Genomic DNA, 15,837 nt, shown 5'->3' with positions numbered 1-15,837 from the left:
TCTGTTCGCAGGGCCGGTTTGATCCGTAGTCCGGTCCATGCCCGCCCCGCCTCGCTTCACAAAGCACGGGGGACAGGCACGGGTCAACCGCCGCCGCCAGAGCGCCTTGCCCCTTCCGCCCGGATCAACCCGCCCGGCCCGCACGAAAGAGAACACTCCATGAACAAACATAGCAGAGAGAGTCCGTGTCGCCAACCGTTTCCTTGGTGGCTCCCCATCATCGTCTCCCCGGCACGCCCCGGCGTTCCCGCATCCCGCCCCTGCGTCCCACGCGGCCGGAAAGGGACGCGCGCCGGTGGCAAGTCGCCTGCGCGTGGCACATATCTGTCCGGGCTTTCGGAGCTTTTTTGGCGCCTTCCCTTCCCCTCCGGTTTCGGCTAAGAACACTCCATGAACAAGCACATCAGTGTCCGCGGCGCGCGGGAGCACAACCTCAAGAACGTCGATGTCGATCTGCCTCGGGACGAGCTGATCGTCATCACCGGCTTGTCGGGATCGGGCAAGTCATCGCTGGCGTTCGACACGATCTACGCGGAAGGCCAGCGGCGCTACGTCGAGAGCCTGTCGGCCTACGCGCGCCAGTTCCTGGAGCTGATGCAGAAGCCGGACGTCGATTCGATCGAGGGGCTGTCGCCGGCCATCTCCATCGAGCAGAAGACGACCTCGAAGAATCCGCGCTCCACCGTCGGCACGGTGACGGAGATCTACGACTACATGCGCCTGCTGTGGGCGCGGGTCGGCATCCCCTACTCCCCGGCCACCGGCCTGCCCATCGAGAGCCAGACGGTCAGCCAGATGGTCGACCGCATCATGGCGATGCCGGAGGGCACGCGCCTGCTGCTGCTGGCGCCGATCATCCGCGGCCGCAAGGGCGAGTACAAGAAGGAGATCCAGGACCTCCGCAAGCGCGGCTTTCAGCGCGTGCGCGTCGACGGCACGATGCACGAGATCGACGAGGTTCCGGCGCTCAACAAGAAGCTGAAGCACGACATCGACGTGGTGGTGGACCGCATCGTCGTGCGCGAGGGGCTGGGCAACCGGCTCGCCGATTCGCTGGAGACGGCGCTCGGCCTCGCCGACGGAATCATCTTCGTCGAGAACGCCGAGTCGCACGAGCAGACCGTCTTCTCGCAGAAATTCGCCTGCCCGGTGTCCGGCTTCACCATCCCTGAGATCGAGCCGCGGCTGTTCTCCTTCAACAACCCGTTCGGCGCCTGCCCGGCCTGCGACGGGCTGGGCAGCAAGATCTACTTCGACCCCATGCTGGTCGTCCCGGACGAGCGGCTGTCGCTGAAGAAGGGCGCCATCGCCCCCTGGGCCGGCTCCTCCTCCCAGTATTATGTGCAGACGCTGGAGAGCATCGCCCAGCATTTCGGCGTCGCCATGGACACGCCGTGGGAAAAGCTGCCGGAGAAGGTCCGCCAGACCATCCTCTACGGCTCCGACGGCGCGCCGATCACGATGACCTACGACGACGGGCTGCGCAGCTACCAGACGAACAAGGCCTTCGAGGGCATCGTCAACAACCTGGAGCGCCGTTACCGCGAGACGGAAAGCGCCTACATGCGGGAGGAGCTGTCCAAGTACCAGTCCTCCCAGCCCTGCGAGACCTGCAAGGGCGCCCGCCTGAAGCCGGAGGCGCTGGCCGTCAAGGTGCACGGCCAGCACATCTCCCAGGCGGCGGAGATGTCCATCGCCGACGCGGCGACGTGGTTCAGCACGCTGAACGACCATCTGCGTCCGAAGGACAAGGAGATCGCCTACCGCATCCTCAAGGAGATCAACGAGCGGCTGGGCTTCCTCAACGCCGTGGGGCTGGAATACCTGACGCTCAGCCGCGGTTCCGGATCGCTGTCCGGCGGCGAGAGCCAGCGCATCCGCCTCGCCTCGCAGATCGGGTCCGGCCTGACCGGCGTGCTCTACGTGCTGGACGAACCATCGATCGGCCTGCACCAGCGCGACAACGACCGGCTGCTGGCGACCCTGAAGCGGCTGCGCGACCTCGGCAACACCGTGATCGTGGTCGAGCATGACGAGGACGCCATCCGCACTGCCGACTATCTGGTGGACATGGGCCCCGGCGCCGGCCAGCACGGCGGCACCGTGATCGCCCAGGGCACCCCTGCGGAGGTCCAGGCCAACCCCGACAGCGTCACCGCCCAGTTCCTCAACGGCACCCGCTTCGTTCCGGTGCCGGACCAGCGCCGCCCCGGCCACAAGGGCCAGTTCCTGGAGGTGAAGGGCGCACGCGCCAATAACCTTCAGAACGTCTCGGCACGCATCCCGATGGGCACCTTCACCTGCGTCACCGGCGTGTCGGGCGGCGGCAAGTCCACCCTGATCATCGAGACGCTCTACAAGGCGGTGGCGCGCAAGCTGATGGGAGCGCGCGAGCATCCGGCGGAGCATGACGAGCTGCTGGGGCTCGAGAATCTCGACAAGGTCATCGACATCGACCAGTCGCCGATCGGCCGCACCCCGCGTTCCAACCCGGCGACCTACACCGGCGCTTTCACCCCGATCCGCGATTGGTTCGCCGGCCTGCCCGAGGCCAAGGCCCGCGGCTACGGCCCTGGACGCTTCTCCTTCAACGTGAAGGGCGGGCGCTGCGAGGCGTGCCAGGGCGACGGCGTCATCAAGATCGAGATGCACTTCCTGCCCGACGTCTACGTCACCTGCGACGTCTGCCACGGCAAGCGCTACAACCGCGAGACGCTGGAAGTCACTTACCGCGACAAGACCATCGCCGACGTGCTCGACATGACGGTCGAGGAGGGCAAGGAGTTCTTCAAGGCGGTGCCCGGCATCCGCGACAAGATGGAGACCTTGGAGCGGGTGGGCCTCGGCTACATCCACATCGGCCAACCGGCCACCACCCTGTCGGGCGGCGAGGCGCAGCGGGTGAAGCTGTCCAAGGAGCTGAGCCGCCGCGCCACCGGCCGCACCCTCTACATCCTCGACGAACCGACCACCGGCCTGCATTTCGCCGACGTGGAAAAGCTGATGGAGGTGCTCCACGCGCTGGTCGACCAGGGCAACACGGTGCTGGTGATCGAGCACAATCTGGAAGTCATCAAGACCGCCGACTGGATCATCGACCTCGGCCCCGAGGGCGGCACCGGCGGCGGCGAGATCGTCGCGGAGGGCACCCCGGAAGACGTGGCGAAGGTCAAGCGGAGTTACACCGGCCAGTATCTGGCCCCCTACCTGAAAGCGAAGCCGAAAAGCCGGAAGAGGGCATGAAGACCGGCCGGGGTTATCCCCGGCCCTTTTCTTTTCGACCAACTTTTGTCTCGGAAACAAACCCGCATCGGGGGCGTTTCCTCTCCATCGTTCGCCAACAGGATGGAGACGGAGTATGTCCAGGACCATGATATCCGGTGTGGCGCTGGCTTTCGGCGCGGCCTTGCTGGTCAGCGCCTGCGGAACCGACGAGTCCACCAGCACCACGACCACCACCACGACCACCTCGCCCGGCTACGGCAACTCCAGCCTGACCACCCCTCCGACCGGCGGCTCGACCACCACCGAGCGCACGACGACGACCAAGAGCGAATAAGGACTTTTCGTTTCGCTCCCAAATGAAACGGCCGGCTCCGCACAGGCGGGGCCGGCCGTTGTCTTGCTGGTCCTTCCCCTGTTCGTTCTACCAACGTACAAGTTTCAAGCCCTCCCCGCTCGGCTAGGATTTCAAGGCGCGCCCAATGAAGCGCGCCGGAACAACCGAACAACGGAGGGAACCCCATGCGCACCCTGTTCGCGATCACGGCCGCCCTGCTGGCGCTGGCAAGCCCGGCCCTGGCCGTTGAAGTCACGGAATCGGCCACCTTGCCATACCCGGTCGAAAAGGTCTGGGAACAGATCGGACCCTTCTGCAACCTCGGCACCTGGCATCCGGCGGTGGAAAGCTGCACCCTGCGCCGGAAGGACGGCGCGCAGGAGCGCGTGCTGGCCCTCAAGGGCGGCGGCGCGATCGAGGAGCGGCTGCTCTCCTCCTCCGCCAGCAGCCACCGTATCCGTTATTCGATCCTGACCAGCCCGCTGCCGGTCAAGGACTACGCGGCCTCCCTGTCGGCCGAGCCGGCGGGCAAGGGCACGCGCGTGGTGTGGAAGGCGCGCTACACCTCCAACGGCGCCAGTGACGAGGAAACGCGCAAGGTGATCTCCGGCATCTTCACCTCTGGCTTCGACGGGCTGAAGCAGAAGCTCGCCGCCCAGTAAGTCACCGCTGTTCGGCGGAGCGACCAGGATCGCCAGACCGCAGGGGCGATCCTGGCCGCGATTCCGCGCCGTGGTCCGGGTTGGCCTTGCCGTGGCGACAGTGACGGTCTACTTGTTCGGCAACTTTGCGAAAGTTGCTGATATGGTCGACACGTCCCTTTCCCCCGTTCACGTCATCGGCGGCGGTCTCGCCGGGTCCGAAGCCGCGTGGCAGCTCGCCCAGCGCGGCGTTCCCGTCGTGCTGCACGAGATGCGGCCCGTCCGCCCGACCGAGGCGCACAGCACCGACCAGCTCGCCGAGCTGGTCTGCTCCAACTCCTTCCGATCGGACGACGCGGAGTACAACGCGGTCGGGCTGCTGCACGAGGAGATGCGGCGCTGCGGCTCGCTGATCCTGCGCTGCGCCGACGCTCACAAGGTGCCGGCAGGCGGCGCGCTGGCCATGGACCGCGACGGTTTCGCGGGCGCGGTGACCGAGGCGATCACCGGCCATCCGCTCATCACCGTGGAGCGCGGCGAGGTCGCCGGCCTGCCGCCGGAGGCGTGGGACAGCGTCGTCATCGCCACCGGCCCCCTCACCTCCCCGCCGCTGGCCGAGGCGATCCGCAGCTTCACGGGCGAGGAGTCGCTGGCCTTCTTCGACGCCATCGCCCCCATCGTCTATCTGGAGAGCGTGGACCTGTCCAAGGCGTGGTTCCAATCGCGCTACGACAAGCCCGGCCCCGGCGGCACCGGCAAGGACTACATCAACTGCGCCTTCGAGAAGGACGAGTACCGTGCCTTCATCGACGCCCTGCTGACCGCCGAAAAGGTGGACTTCAAGGAGTGGGAGAAGAGCACGCCCTACTTCGAAGGCTGCCTGCCCATCGAGGTGATGGCGGAGCGCGGGGTGGACACGCTGCGCTACGGCCCGATGAAGCCGGTCGGCCTGACCAACCCGCACAAGCCGGAACGCCGTCCCTACGCGGTGGTCCAGCTCCGCCAGGACAACGCGCTCGGCACGCTCTACAACCTCGTCGGCTTCCAGACCAAGCTGCGCCACGCCGAGCAGGCGCGGATCTTCCGCATGATCCCCGGCCTGGAGAAGGCGGAGTTCGCGCGGCTGGGCGGCCTGCACCGCAACACCTTCCTGAACAGCCCGCGCCTGCTGGACGGCGCGCTGCGGCTGAAGGCGCAGCCGCGCATCCGCTTCGCCGGGCAGGTGACGGGCTGTGAGGGCTATGTGGAAAGCGCCGCCGTCGGCCTGCTCGCCGGTCGCTTCGCCGCCGCCGAGCGGCTGGGCGGCGAGCCGTCCGCCCCGCCGGTTACCACCGCGCTGGGGGCGATCCTCGGCCACATCACCGGCGGCGCCAACGCCGACACCTACCAGCCGATGAACGTCAATTTCGGCCTCTTCCCGCCGGTGGACGAACGCATCCGCGGACGCGACCGCAAACTGGCCTACACCCGCCGCGCGCTGGAGGACCTGGAGGGGTGGCTAAAGGCCGCACCCGCTGTCGCGGTCTAAGGTCCAGCAACTTCAAGAAAATTATCACGGAACGATAATAAAGATCATAAGTAACACTTAACCAATGCTATGGGACACTTTCTTTCGAATGTGCAAGAAAGTCTTCCAGCAGGATGGTTATGATTAAAACAAAATCATTGGTTGCCAAACAGGTGATCGTCATCGTGATGGTGACGATCATTTCCCTGGCGGTGGGAATTGCGGCCCTGACGACCAAGAGCGGGTCGGACATCGAAACCCTGGCCTTCCAGAGCGGGGAGCAGCTTGGCCACCGCTACGGCGAGATGGTGCACGCCCGGCTGGGCAATGCGATGGAGGCCAGCCGCTTCATCGCGACCTCGCTGGTCGGTCTGAAGGCCGCCGGCCGCACCGACCGGGAGCAGCTCTCCACTTGGCTCAAGAGCATCGCCGACGCCAACCCGGAGTTCCTCGGCGTGTGGGTGGGGATGGAGCCGAATGCCCTGGACGGCCGCGACGCGGAATTCGCCAACAAGCCAGGCTCCGACGCGTCCGGCCGGTTCCTTCCCTACTGGAACCGCGGGTCGGGGGCGGTCGCGCTGGAGTCCCTCGTCGGGTATGACGATCCGGGTTCCGAGGGTGCCTATTATCAGATCCCGAAGCGCACCGGGCACGCCATGGTGGTGGAACCCTACAGCTACACCGTCGCCGGCCGGAAGGTGTTGATGATCTCCATGTCCGTTCCGATCGTCGAGAACGGCCATGTCATCGGGGTCGCTGGCGTGGACCTGTCCACCGACGGCATCTGGTCCATGCTGAAGACGGTAAAGCCCTTCGACAGCGGGTCCATTCACCTGATTTCCAACGATGGCGTCTGGGCCGGTCACCCAGACGCCGAACAGATGGGGCAACCGATCGGCAAATTGGACCCGGCGCTTGACGCCGCCAAGCCGGCCATCCGCGCGGGCCGGAGTTTCGAACAGATGTCGGTCGCCGATGGGCAGCCCGTGAAGCAGCTGTTCCTGCCGGTGAAGGTCGCGGGAACGGATACGCCCTGGTCCCTGCTGGTCAACCTGCCGCTCGACAAGATCAACGCCCCGGTCCGGGACCTGCGCAACGCCACCATCGTCGGCGGGCTGGTCCTGCTGGCCGCCCTGGTCGCCGCACTCCTGTTCGCCAGCCGCAGCATCGTCGGCCTGCCGTTGCGTCGTACCATCGCGACACTGGACGCCGTGGTCGCCGGGGAGCGCGGCGTGGTCATCACCGACACAGACCGCACCGACGAAATCGGCGCCATCAACAAGGCCCTGAAGCTCTTCCAAGACAACACCACCCGCATGGCGGAGTTGGAGGAGGAACGCCACCGCGAGGAGCAGCGCGCCGCCGAACGCAGCAAACGCGACCTCGCCGACGTCGCCAGCCGGTTCGAGGCGTCGGTGGGCGGTGTCGTGCGCAACGTGTCGGAACAGGCTGGCGCGATGCGCAGCACCGCGCAGAGTCTGTCGGCCATTGCCGCCCAAACCGACCGTCAGGCCGCCGCCGTCTCCACCGCCGCCGAAGAGGCCAGCCAGAACGTCCAGACGGTGGCCGCCGCCACCGAGGAGCTGAGCTGCTCCATCCGCGAGATCAACGAGCGGATCGGCCGCTCCTCACAGATGGCCACGGAGGCGGTCGCCGAGGTGGAGCGCACCAACAGCACGCTGGAAGGGCTGGCCACAGCCGCGCAGAAGATCGGCGACGTGGTGAACCTGATCCAGGGCATCGCCGGGCAGACCAACCTTCTGGCGCTCAACGCCACCATCGAGGCCGCCCGCGCCGGCGAGGCCGGAAAGGGCTTCGCCGTCGTCGCCAGTGAGGTGAAGAATCTCGCCAACCAGACCGCCAAGGCGACGGAGGATATTTCCCGGCAGATCGCCGACATGCAGACCGTCAGCGGCACGGTGGTCGGCGTGATTCAGGCGGTGGGGCGGAGCATCATCGCCATCAACGAAACGATCACCGCCATCGCCGCCGCCGCGGAGCAGCAGGGCGCCGCCACCCAGGAGATCAGCCGCAACGTCCAGCAGGCGTCGATGGGAACCGCCGCCGTGTCGGTGAACATCGGCGGCGTGACCCAGGCGGCGGGCTCCACCGGCTCGATGGCCGATCAGGCGCTCAACGCCGCCGGCGATCTGTCGCAGGAGGCCGACCAGCTCCGCCAGGAGGTGGAGCGGTTCGTGGCGATGATCCGCGCCGCCTGAGCGACAGGGGTCAGAACCTGCCGCGCAGCGCCGCCCAGGCCAGCTTGGCGTGGCGCAGCGGGTGGGGCATCAGCACGCGCGCGGCGAAGGGGTCGTTGTCCTCCTTCGCCAGCGCGTCCAGATGCAGCCCGGCCAGCACCGCCGGCAGGAGCGCCGGCAGGGCGGCGCGCGGCACAGAGCGGCGCAGCGCGCGGGCCTTCGCCAGATGGTCGCGCGCGGCCTCCGCCACCTCGCGCGCCACGGGGCGCAGCTCGGGGGTGGAGCGCAGCTCGAACAGGTCGCCCTGCTTGGCGCCGTGCGCCGCCATGCGGTCGGCGGGGAGAAGCTGGCGGTGCTGGCGGGCGTGGAAGGGCACCGCCCGGACGATGCCGGCAAGCGCGTAGCCGATCCCGGCCTGACGGCCGGCCTCCGCCGCCTCCGCCCCCTTCGCGCCGAGGATCTCCAGCGCGAGCTGGACCAGCGGCGCCCCGGTGACCTCCGCATAGTTGACGAGGCAGGACAGGTTGGCCGGCGGAGTGTCGTCCAGGTCGGCCTCCCGCGCGTCGATCAGCCGGTCGAACAGGGCGCGGCTCAACCCGCCCTCCCGCACGGCGGCGGCCAGCGGCTCCATGACAGCGTGCTTGGGCACGGCGGCGCCCTCATAGACCTTGTCCAGCCCGTCGCGCCAGAATTGCAGCCGCATCTGGCCCAGCACCGGCTCGGTCACCACCTCGCGGGTCTTGGCGATCTCCAGGTTGAAGGCGTAGAGGGCGAACAGCGATTCGCGGCGCTCCGCCGGGGCGAAGAGGCAGGTCAGGAAGCGGTCGTTGTCATATTTCCGCACCTCCCGTCCGCAATAGGACAGGTCGGGGGTCGCCTTCGCCATGTGATGCCTGTTCTGGAAAAATGGGGGTGGCACAGTTTGGAAGCGGGGCAAAGCCCGCAAGCGCCTTATATTAGGCAGACAGGCTCTCCACACCAGCCCCGACGCGCAGCAGGCGGAACAATGGCCGATTTCAACGTCGCCCCCACCAAGCCCCGCAAACCCAGCCCGGTCGCCCGCAAGGACGCGGACTCGGAGAATTTTCCGGTCGCCTCGCGCCTGCTCCCGAAACATCTCAGGCCGCATGTGATGGCCTTCTACCGGTTCGTCCGGCTGGGCGACGACATCGCCGACGACCCCGATCTCGAACCGGAGACCAAGCTCGCCTATCTGGAGGCGCTGGAACGCTCGCTGACCACCGGGCAGGCCAAGCACGCCTATCTGAAGCCGGCGCTGGATCTGCGCGCCAGCCTGCAGGCGACCGGCGTCAGCGACCGCCACCCCCGGCAGGTGCTGCGCGCCTTCCGGCGCGACGCGGTGGGGGCGCGCTGCCACAGTTGGAGCGACCTGCTGCTCTATTGCCGCTTCTCCGCCAACCCGGTCGGGCGCTACCTGCTGGACCTGCATGGCGAGGGTGTGGCCGCCGGGCCGGCGTCGGACGCGCTGTGCACCGCCCTGCAGGTGCTGAACCACCTCCAGGATTGCCGGGAGGACTGGAGCCAGCTCGGGCGCTGCTACATCCCGTTGGTCTGGTTCGATGATTCGGCGATCAGCGTCGAGCGGCTGGTCGAGACGGAGAGCGACGCCAAGCTGCGCGCCATCTTCGACCGCACGCTGGAGCACACCGACCGGCTGCTGGAGCGCGCCGCCCCCCTGCCCGGCCTGATCCAGCACCGCGGGTTGCGGATGGAGGCATCGGTGATCCTCAGCCTCGCCGAATCGCTGGCGCAGCGACTGCGCAGCCGCGACCCGCTGAAGAAGCGGGTGGTGCTCGGCACGCATCATAAGCTCTTCGCCACCGCACGCGGGCTGGCGCGCGCCATCGGGAGCAAATAGACTCCGGCCTCTTCGACCGACACCACACAGGACCGACGTATGCCGCAGCCATCGCTGGACTCGACGCAGAGCGACACCGCCGGCAGCCCGGCTGCCGCGGCGGCGGCGGTGACCGGACGGTCGGGCAGCACCTTCTACTGGCCGATGCTGCTTCTCCCCCGCTCCAAGCGGGCGGCGATGTTCGCCATCTACGCCTTCTGCCGGCGAATCGACGACATCGCGGACGAGCCCGGCGAGCCCGTGGAGAAGCGTGCGGCGCTCGACGCCTGGAGGACCGAGATCCGCGGCCTCTACGCCGGCGGCGCGCCGTCCAGCTCGCTGGGAGCGGCGTTGAAGGGCGCCATCGAACGCTACGGCCTGCCGCGGGGCGAGTTGGAAGCGTTGATCGACGGCATGGCGATGGACATCCCGGCGGACGACGGCAACGGGACCGGCAGCAGCGGAGGCATGACCGGCCCGGCGCTGCCGACCCTGCGGCTCTATTGCCGCCGCGTCGCCGGAGCGGTGGGCATGCTGGCAATTCGCGTGTTCGACCGGGCCGATGCCTCCACCGAGGCCTTCGCCCTGGCGCTGGGCGAGGCGTTGCAGCTGACCAACATCCTGCGCGACCTGACGGAGGACGCGGAGATCGGGCGGCTCTATCTGCCGCGCGAGTTGCTCGACGAGGCCGGCATCGGCAGCTCCGACCCCGCCACGGTGCTCGCCCACCCCAACCTGCCGCAGACCTGCGAGGCATTGGCGGTTCTGGCCGAGGAGCGCTTCGCCGAGGCGCGGCGGGCGCTCGCCGAGGGGCAGTCCGCCGGACGGCGCGGTTCGCTGTGGGCGGCGGTCGCCATGATGGTGCTGTACCACCGGCTGCTGGTGCGCCTGCGCGCCCGGGGCTGGCGTGATCTCGACCAGCGGGTGCGGGTCGGCAAGCGCGAATGCGCCCTGGTGGCCGTGCGCTGCGCGCTCGGCTATCCACCCGCCGTCTGACGGGCCGGCTTGGGCACCGTCCACATCGTCGGCGCCGGCCTTGCCGGCCTGTCCGCCGCCGTCCGGCTGACCGAGGCCGGGCGGAGGGTTGTCCTGCATGAGAGCGCGCCGCAGGCCGGGGGGCGCTGCCGCTCCTTCCACGACGCCACGCTGGACCGCGTGGTGGACAACGGCAGCCATCTGGCGCTCAGCGGCAACCGCTCCCTGCTCGGCTATCTGGAACGCATCGGCGCCGGCGGCGCCCTGACCGAACTGCGCCCCGCCGCCTTTCCTTTCCTCGACCTCGGCAATGGCGAGCGCTGGTGCCTGCGGCCCGGCGGGCTGTGGCTGCTCGACAAGGCGCGCCGCGTGCCGGGAAGCCGCCCCGCCGACTACCTCGCCGCCCTGCGGACCCTGACCGCCCGCCCCGAGGCGGCGGTGGCCGACGTGCTTCCCCCCGACGGAGCGCTGTACGAACGCCTGTGGCGGCCGCTGGCCGTGTCCGTGATGAACGGGGCGCCGGAGCGGGTGTCCGCCCGCCTGTTCGGGGCCGTGCTGCGGGAAACGCTGCTGCGCGGCGAGACCGCCTGCCGGCCGCTGTTCGCCGAGAAGGGACTGTCCGCCGCCCTGGTCGATCCGGCGGTGGCATGGCTGACGCGGAACGGCACCGACCTCCGCACCGGCACGCGGGTGGATGGGCTGGAACGCGCGGGCGATCGCATCGCCGCCCTGTCGGTCGATGGGGAGCGCATCGCGCTTGGCGGCGACGATGCCGTGATCCTGGCGGTGCCGGCCTGGATCGCCGGGCGCCTGCTGCCTGAGGCGCTGCCCGCATCCCCCCCCGCCGCCGGGCGTGCCATCGTCAACGCCCACTTCCGCCTGCCCGCCCCGATCGACCTGCCGGGTGGCCTGCCCTTCCTTGGGTTGGTGGGCGGTACGGCGGACTGGCTTTTCCTGCGCGGCGACGTGCTGTCGGTGACGGTCAGCGACGCCGATGCGCTCGCCGCTCAGCCCGCCGAAGCGGTCGCCACCGCCCTGTGGCGCAACGTGGCGACGGCGCTCGGCACACCCGACCCCGACGCGGCCCTGCCGCCTTTCCGAATCATCAAGGAGCGCCGGGCGACTCCGGACCAGTCTCCTGTCCATGCGGCGAATCGCCCCGGTGTCCAGACAGCTTTGAAAAACCTCGTTCTGGCCGGCGATTGGACGAAGATGGGGCTTCCGGCGACACTCGAAGGTGCGGTGCGCTCCGGGGAGTTCGCCGCACGCGCGGTCCTGAACGCAAGGATTACCACCTTTTCGCGCCTCGGCCTTTTTCCAGCCTTCACTTTGCCGCGCCGCGGGCCTATTTGAGCGGACGGAGGTGCCGTGCCGCAAGGCGCGGGCCGAGATGGGACAATCCAAGAAGAGAGGGTAACTCAATGGCGTTCGAACTGCCGCCGCTCCCGTATGGCTATGATGCTCTGCAGCCGTTCATGTCGTCGGAGACGCTGCACCTGCACCACGACAAGCACCACCAGACCTACGTCACCAACCTGAACAACCTGACGAAGGACAGCCCGCTGGCCGACGCCAGCCTGGAAGACGTCATCAAGCAGAGCTACGGCGATGCCTCCAAGCAGGGCCTGTTCAACAACGCCGGTCAGGTGTGGAACCACACCTTCTACTGGCAGAGCATGAAGAAGAACGGCGGCGGCGCCATCCCGGGCGAGCTTGAGAAGCGCCTGATCGCCGACTTCGGCAGCGTCGACAAGTTCAAGGAAGAGTTCTCGAACGCCGCCATCACCCAGTTCGGCTCGGGCTGGGCGTGGCTGTACCTCGACGGCGGCAAGCTGAAGGTCACCAAGACCTCCAACGCTGACACCCCGCTGGCCCAGGGTCACTTCCCGCTGCTGACCGCCGACGTGTGGGAGCACGCCTACTACGTCGACTACCAGAACCGCCGCGCGGACTTCGTCAAGGCGTTCCTGGAGAGCCTGGTGAACTGGGAGTTCGTGGCCGAGCGCCTGTCGAAGGCCCCGGCCTGATCCCTTACCGGATCGCCAAAACGGAAAAGGCCCCCGATCCGGGGGCCTTTTTTCGTTCGGTGATTCACAGCGGGGGGCGCGAACCGGATCACACCGGCAGCAGCGCCGCCCCGACCCGCCGGCCCTCGGCCAGCAGGACGTTGTAGGTGCGGCAGGCCGCCCCGGTGTCCATCACCTCCACCACCAGACCGGCGTCGCGCAGGCTCTGGCGCAGGGCCTTGGGCAAAAGCTGCATCCGTGTGCCGGAGCCGAGCAGGAGAAACTCCACCCGCGGCTCCGCCTGGATGACCGGGGCGAAGTCCTCCGCCGTCAGGGCGGCGAAGTCCTGGGGGCGCCAGGGCTCCGTGCGGTCAGGAAGGACCACCACCGCCCCGGTGCGCCATTGCCCGGACACGCAGAACTGCCCGTCCCCGTACCCGTCGATGACCTGACGGTCCGACGGGATGATCGGCGTGATGTCCGCCATCTCTGATCCGCTTCCTATTCTTTCCGGTCAGGGCGTCGGATTGGCGGCCGGCGCCGCGCTTTCCGCCGGCGCGTTGCGGCGCAGCCGGTTCTCGCCCAGGAACAGCAAGATGGGGGCGGCGATGAAGATGGACGAGGAGGTCGCCAGGAAAATGCCGAAGATCAGCACGATGCCGAAGTCCTGCAGCGCCTCGCCACCGAAGAAGGCCAGCGGCAGGATCGACAGCAGCGTCGACATGGAGGTGCCCAGCGTGCGGTTCAGCGTCTCGTTGATCGAGCGATCGATCAGCTCGCGCAGCGGCATCTTCTTGTAGATGCGCAGATTCTCGCGCATGCGGTCATAGACCACGACCTTGTCGTTGGTCGAATAGCCCATGATCGTCAGGATCGCCGCGATGGCCGTCAGGTTGAACTGCATCCCGGTGATCGCGTAGAAGCCGACCACCTTTGTTACGTCCAGCAGCAGCGTCACGATCGCGCCGAATCCGAACTGCCATTCGAAGCGGAACCAGATGTAGACGAGCATGGCCAGCAGCGCGAGGCCGAGCGCCAGCATGCCGTTGAAGAACAACTCGCCGCTGACCGACGCGCCGACCGCTTCGACGCGGCGCACGGTGGTGCCGGGGATCTCCTGGGCGAGCGTGGCCCTCACCTTGTCGGCGGCCACCTGCTGCGCCGCGTCGTCGCCCGGCTGGCGTTCCAGCCGGATCAGCACGTCCTGTGGCGACCCGAACTCCTGCAACGCCACTTGCCCCATGTTGAGCTGACCGAGCGTGTGGCGCAGCGAGGCGAAGTCGGCGGCTTGCGGTGTGCGAGCCTCGATGACGATGCCGCCGCGGAAGTCGATGCCGTAGTTCAGGCCGGGATAGAAGAACAGCACCACCGACGCGATCGACAGGAACGCCGACACGATCAGGCCGGCGTGTCGCCCGCGCATGAACTGGATGTTGGTGTTGTCAGGAACCAGACGAAGCCGGAACATGGGAATGACCTCTTACACCGGCAGGGCGGCCGGCCGCGTCTTGCGCAGCCAACTGACCATCATGAGACGCACGAGCACGGTTGCCGTGAACAGCGAAATCAGGATGCCGAAGGTGATGGTGACGGCGAAGCCCTTGATCGCGCCGGTGCCCAGCACGAACAGGATGGCCATCTTGATGGCGGTGGTCAGGTTGGCATCCACGATGGTGGAATAGGCGCGGCTGAAGCCGGCCTCCACCGAGCCGAAGACGCCGCGGCCCTTCTTGGTTTCCTCGCGGATGCGCTCGTTGATCAGGATGTTGGCGTCGACCGCAAGACCGAGCGACAGCAGGACGCCGGCAATGCCCGGCAGCGTCAGCGTCGCCTGGAGCAGCGACAGCGCGGCCAGCGTCAGGACGGTGTTGACCAGCAGGGCGAAGCAGGCGAAGGCCCCGAACAGGCCGTAGGCGGCGATCATGTAGGCGCAAACCAGCACGAAGCCGATCCCCACCGACATCAGGCCGGCGCGGATCGAATCGGCGCCGAGGTCGGGGCCGACCGTGCGCTCCTCGATCACTTTCAGCGGGGCCGGCAGCGCGCCGGCGCGCAGCAGGACGGCGAGATCGTTGGCGTCGGCGGCGGTGAAGCTGCCGCTGATCTGGCCGCGTCCGCCGGTGATCGGCTCGCGGATCACCGGGGCGCTGATGACCTTGTTGTCGAGCACGATGGCGAAGGGCCGGCCGACGTTGGCGCGGGTCACGTCGGCGAAGCGGCGGGCGCCGATGCTGTCGAATTCGAAATTGACCACCCATTCACCGGTCTGCGGGTTGCTGCCCGCGGTGGCGTTGGTCAGGTTGGCGCCGTCCACCTCGACCTTCTTGCGGATGACGTAGGCGCTCTGCGCCCGCCCGCCTTCCGACGAGGGCAGGATGTCGGTGCCCGGAGGGGCGCGGCCGGCGCTCGGGTCGGCGTTCATGTCGACCAGACGGAAGGTCATCTTCGCGGTGGTGCCGAGAAGCCGCTTCACGCGGTCGGGGTCCTCGACGCCGGGAAGCTGGACCAGGATGCGATCGGCGCCCTGACGGGCGATGGTCGGTTCGTTGACGCCGGTCTCGTCGATGCGGCGCCGCACGATCTCGATCGACTGTTCGATGGCCTGGGTGGCGCGCTCGCGCAGGGCGATCTCGCTGAGCCGGGCGGTGACGCTGCCACCGCCGGAGGTGACCTCCAGGTCGGGCTGGCCGCCGCCGAGCGGTCCGCCACCGATGGTGTTGGCGAGCTGGCGCAGCGCCCGCACCGCCGTGTCGGCCTGCGCCGGGTCGCGGAGTTGCACGGTGATGCCGCGGTCGCCCGGGTTGATCGCCGTATAGCCGACATTGTCGGTGCGCAGCTGGGTGCGCGCCGAATCGACCAAGCCTTCGACGCGGTCACGGATGACCGCGCCCATGTCCACCTCGAGCAGCAGGTGCGACCCGCCGCGCAGGTCGAGGCCGAGGTTGACCCGGTTGTGCGCGTACCAGTTCGGCAGGGCCGACAACGTCTCACGGCTGAGAAAGTTCGGCAGCGTGAGGATGGTCCCGAGCACGCAGATCGCGGCGATCAGAAAAATCTTCCAGCGCGGAAAATACAGCATTCGTAAACCAGTCC

The 15,837-nt window shown here is 68.1% G+C and carries 13 protein-coding genes; 9 read left to right on the top strand and 4 right to left on the bottom strand.

The features are described from left to right. Positions 1–390 precede the first annotated feature (390 nt). From uvrA to ACWPXE_RS11000, 5 genes are all read left to right on the top strand, one after another. Positions 391–3,243, top strand: coding sequence for an excinuclease ABC subunit UvrA (gene uvrA, locus ACWPXE_RS11020; protein ID WP_454017857.1), 2,853 nt, complete (start codon positions 391–393; stop codon positions 3,241–3,243). 115 nt (positions 3,244–3,358) lie between these two features. After that, positions 3,359–3,559: a hypothetical protein gene (locus ACWPXE_RS11015; protein ID WP_454017856.1), complete on the top strand. Its 201-nt coding sequence runs from the start codon at positions 3,359–3,361 to the stop codon at positions 3,557–3,559. A 185-nt stretch (positions 3,560–3,744) separates the two neighbouring features. Next, a complete protein-coding gene (locus ACWPXE_RS11010) occupies positions 3,745–4,221 on the top strand; it encodes an SRPBCC family protein (RefSeq protein WP_454017855.1) in 477 nt (158 codons plus the stop codon). A gap of 142 nt (positions 4,222–4,363) precedes the next feature. Beyond that, entirely contained in the window at positions 4,364–5,728 is a 1,365-nt protein-coding gene (gene trmFO / locus ACWPXE_RS11005; protein WP_035676000.1) for a methylenetetrahydrofolate--tRNA-(uracil(54)-C(5))-methyltransferase (FADH(2)-oxidizing) TrmFO, read from the top strand. A 137-nt stretch (positions 5,729–5,865) separates the two neighbouring features. Then, positions 5,866–7,926 (top strand): methyl-accepting chemotaxis protein, encoded by a 2,061-nt coding sequence (locus ACWPXE_RS11000; RefSeq protein WP_454017854.1) that lies wholly within the window; start codon positions 5,866–5,868, stop codon positions 7,924–7,926. 10 nt (positions 7,927–7,936) lie between these two features. Here the strand turns inward: ACWPXE_RS11000 and ACWPXE_RS10995 are convergent, their stop codons facing one another. Further along, positions 7,937–8,791 (bottom strand): phytoene/squalene synthase family protein, encoded by an 855-nt coding sequence (locus ACWPXE_RS10995; RefSeq protein WP_454017853.1) that lies wholly within the window; start codon positions 8,789–8,791, stop codon positions 7,937–7,939. Between the two features lie 120 nt (positions 8,792–8,911). Here ACWPXE_RS10995 and ACWPXE_RS10990 point away from each other — a divergent pair, with 120 nt between their 5' ends. The 4 genes from ACWPXE_RS10990 (at position 8,912) to ACWPXE_RS10975 (ending at position 12,765) form a co-directional block, all read left to right on the top strand. Next, positions 8,912–9,784 carry a squalene/phytoene synthase family protein gene (locus ACWPXE_RS10990; protein ID WP_014197277.1) on the top strand — a complete coding sequence of 291 codons (873 nt, stop codon included), beginning with the start codon at positions 8,912–8,914 and terminating at the stop codon, positions 9,782–9,784. Positions 9,785–9,823: 39 nt separating this feature from the next. Beyond that, entirely contained in the window at positions 9,824–10,759 is a 936-nt protein-coding gene (gene hpnD / locus ACWPXE_RS10985; RefSeq protein WP_454017852.1) for a presqualene diphosphate synthase HpnD, read from the top strand. A 9-nt stretch (positions 10,760–10,768) separates the two neighbouring features. Next, a complete protein-coding gene (hpnE, locus tag ACWPXE_RS10980) occupies positions 10,769–12,091 on the top strand; it encodes a hydroxysqualene dehydroxylase HpnE (protein ID WP_454017851.1) in 1,323 nt (440 codons plus the stop codon). A gap of 68 nt (positions 12,092–12,159) precedes the next feature. Continuing rightward, on the top strand, positions 12,160–12,765 hold the full coding sequence (locus tag ACWPXE_RS10975; RefSeq protein WP_035676248.1) for a superoxide dismutase: 606 nt from the start codon (positions 12,160–12,162) through the stop codon (positions 12,763–12,765). An 88-nt stretch (positions 12,766–12,853) separates the two neighbouring features. Here the strand turns inward: ACWPXE_RS10975 and ACWPXE_RS10970 are convergent, their stop codons facing one another. The 3 genes from ACWPXE_RS10970 to secD are packed head-to-tail and all read right to left on the bottom strand — an operon-like array spanning position 12,854 to position 15,823. After that, positions 12,854–13,231 carry an Mth938-like domain-containing protein gene (locus tag ACWPXE_RS10970; protein ID WP_454017850.1) on the bottom strand — a complete coding sequence of 126 codons (378 nt, stop codon included), beginning with the start codon at positions 13,229–13,231 and terminating at the stop codon, positions 12,854–12,856. Between the two features lie 27 nt (positions 13,232–13,258). Continuing rightward, the gene (gene secF, locus ACWPXE_RS10965) at positions 13,259–14,212 is read right to left on the bottom strand and encodes a protein translocase subunit SecF (RefSeq protein WP_454017849.1); all 954 of its coding nucleotides are present in this window, start codon (positions 14,210–14,212) and stop codon (positions 13,259–13,261) included. Positions 14,213–14,224: 12 nt separating this feature from the next. Then, a complete protein-coding gene (gene secD / locus ACWPXE_RS10960; protein WP_454017848.1) occupies positions 14,225–15,823 on the bottom strand; it encodes a protein translocase subunit SecD in 1,599 nt (532 codons plus the stop codon). Positions 15,824–15,837 lie beyond the last annotated feature (14 nt).

It is taken from the genome of Azospirillum sp. Marseille-Q6669, assembly GCF_965111635.1.
The sequence above is the reverse complement of the archived record's forward strand: the minus strand, read 5'-3'. Positions and strand labels throughout refer to the sequence as shown.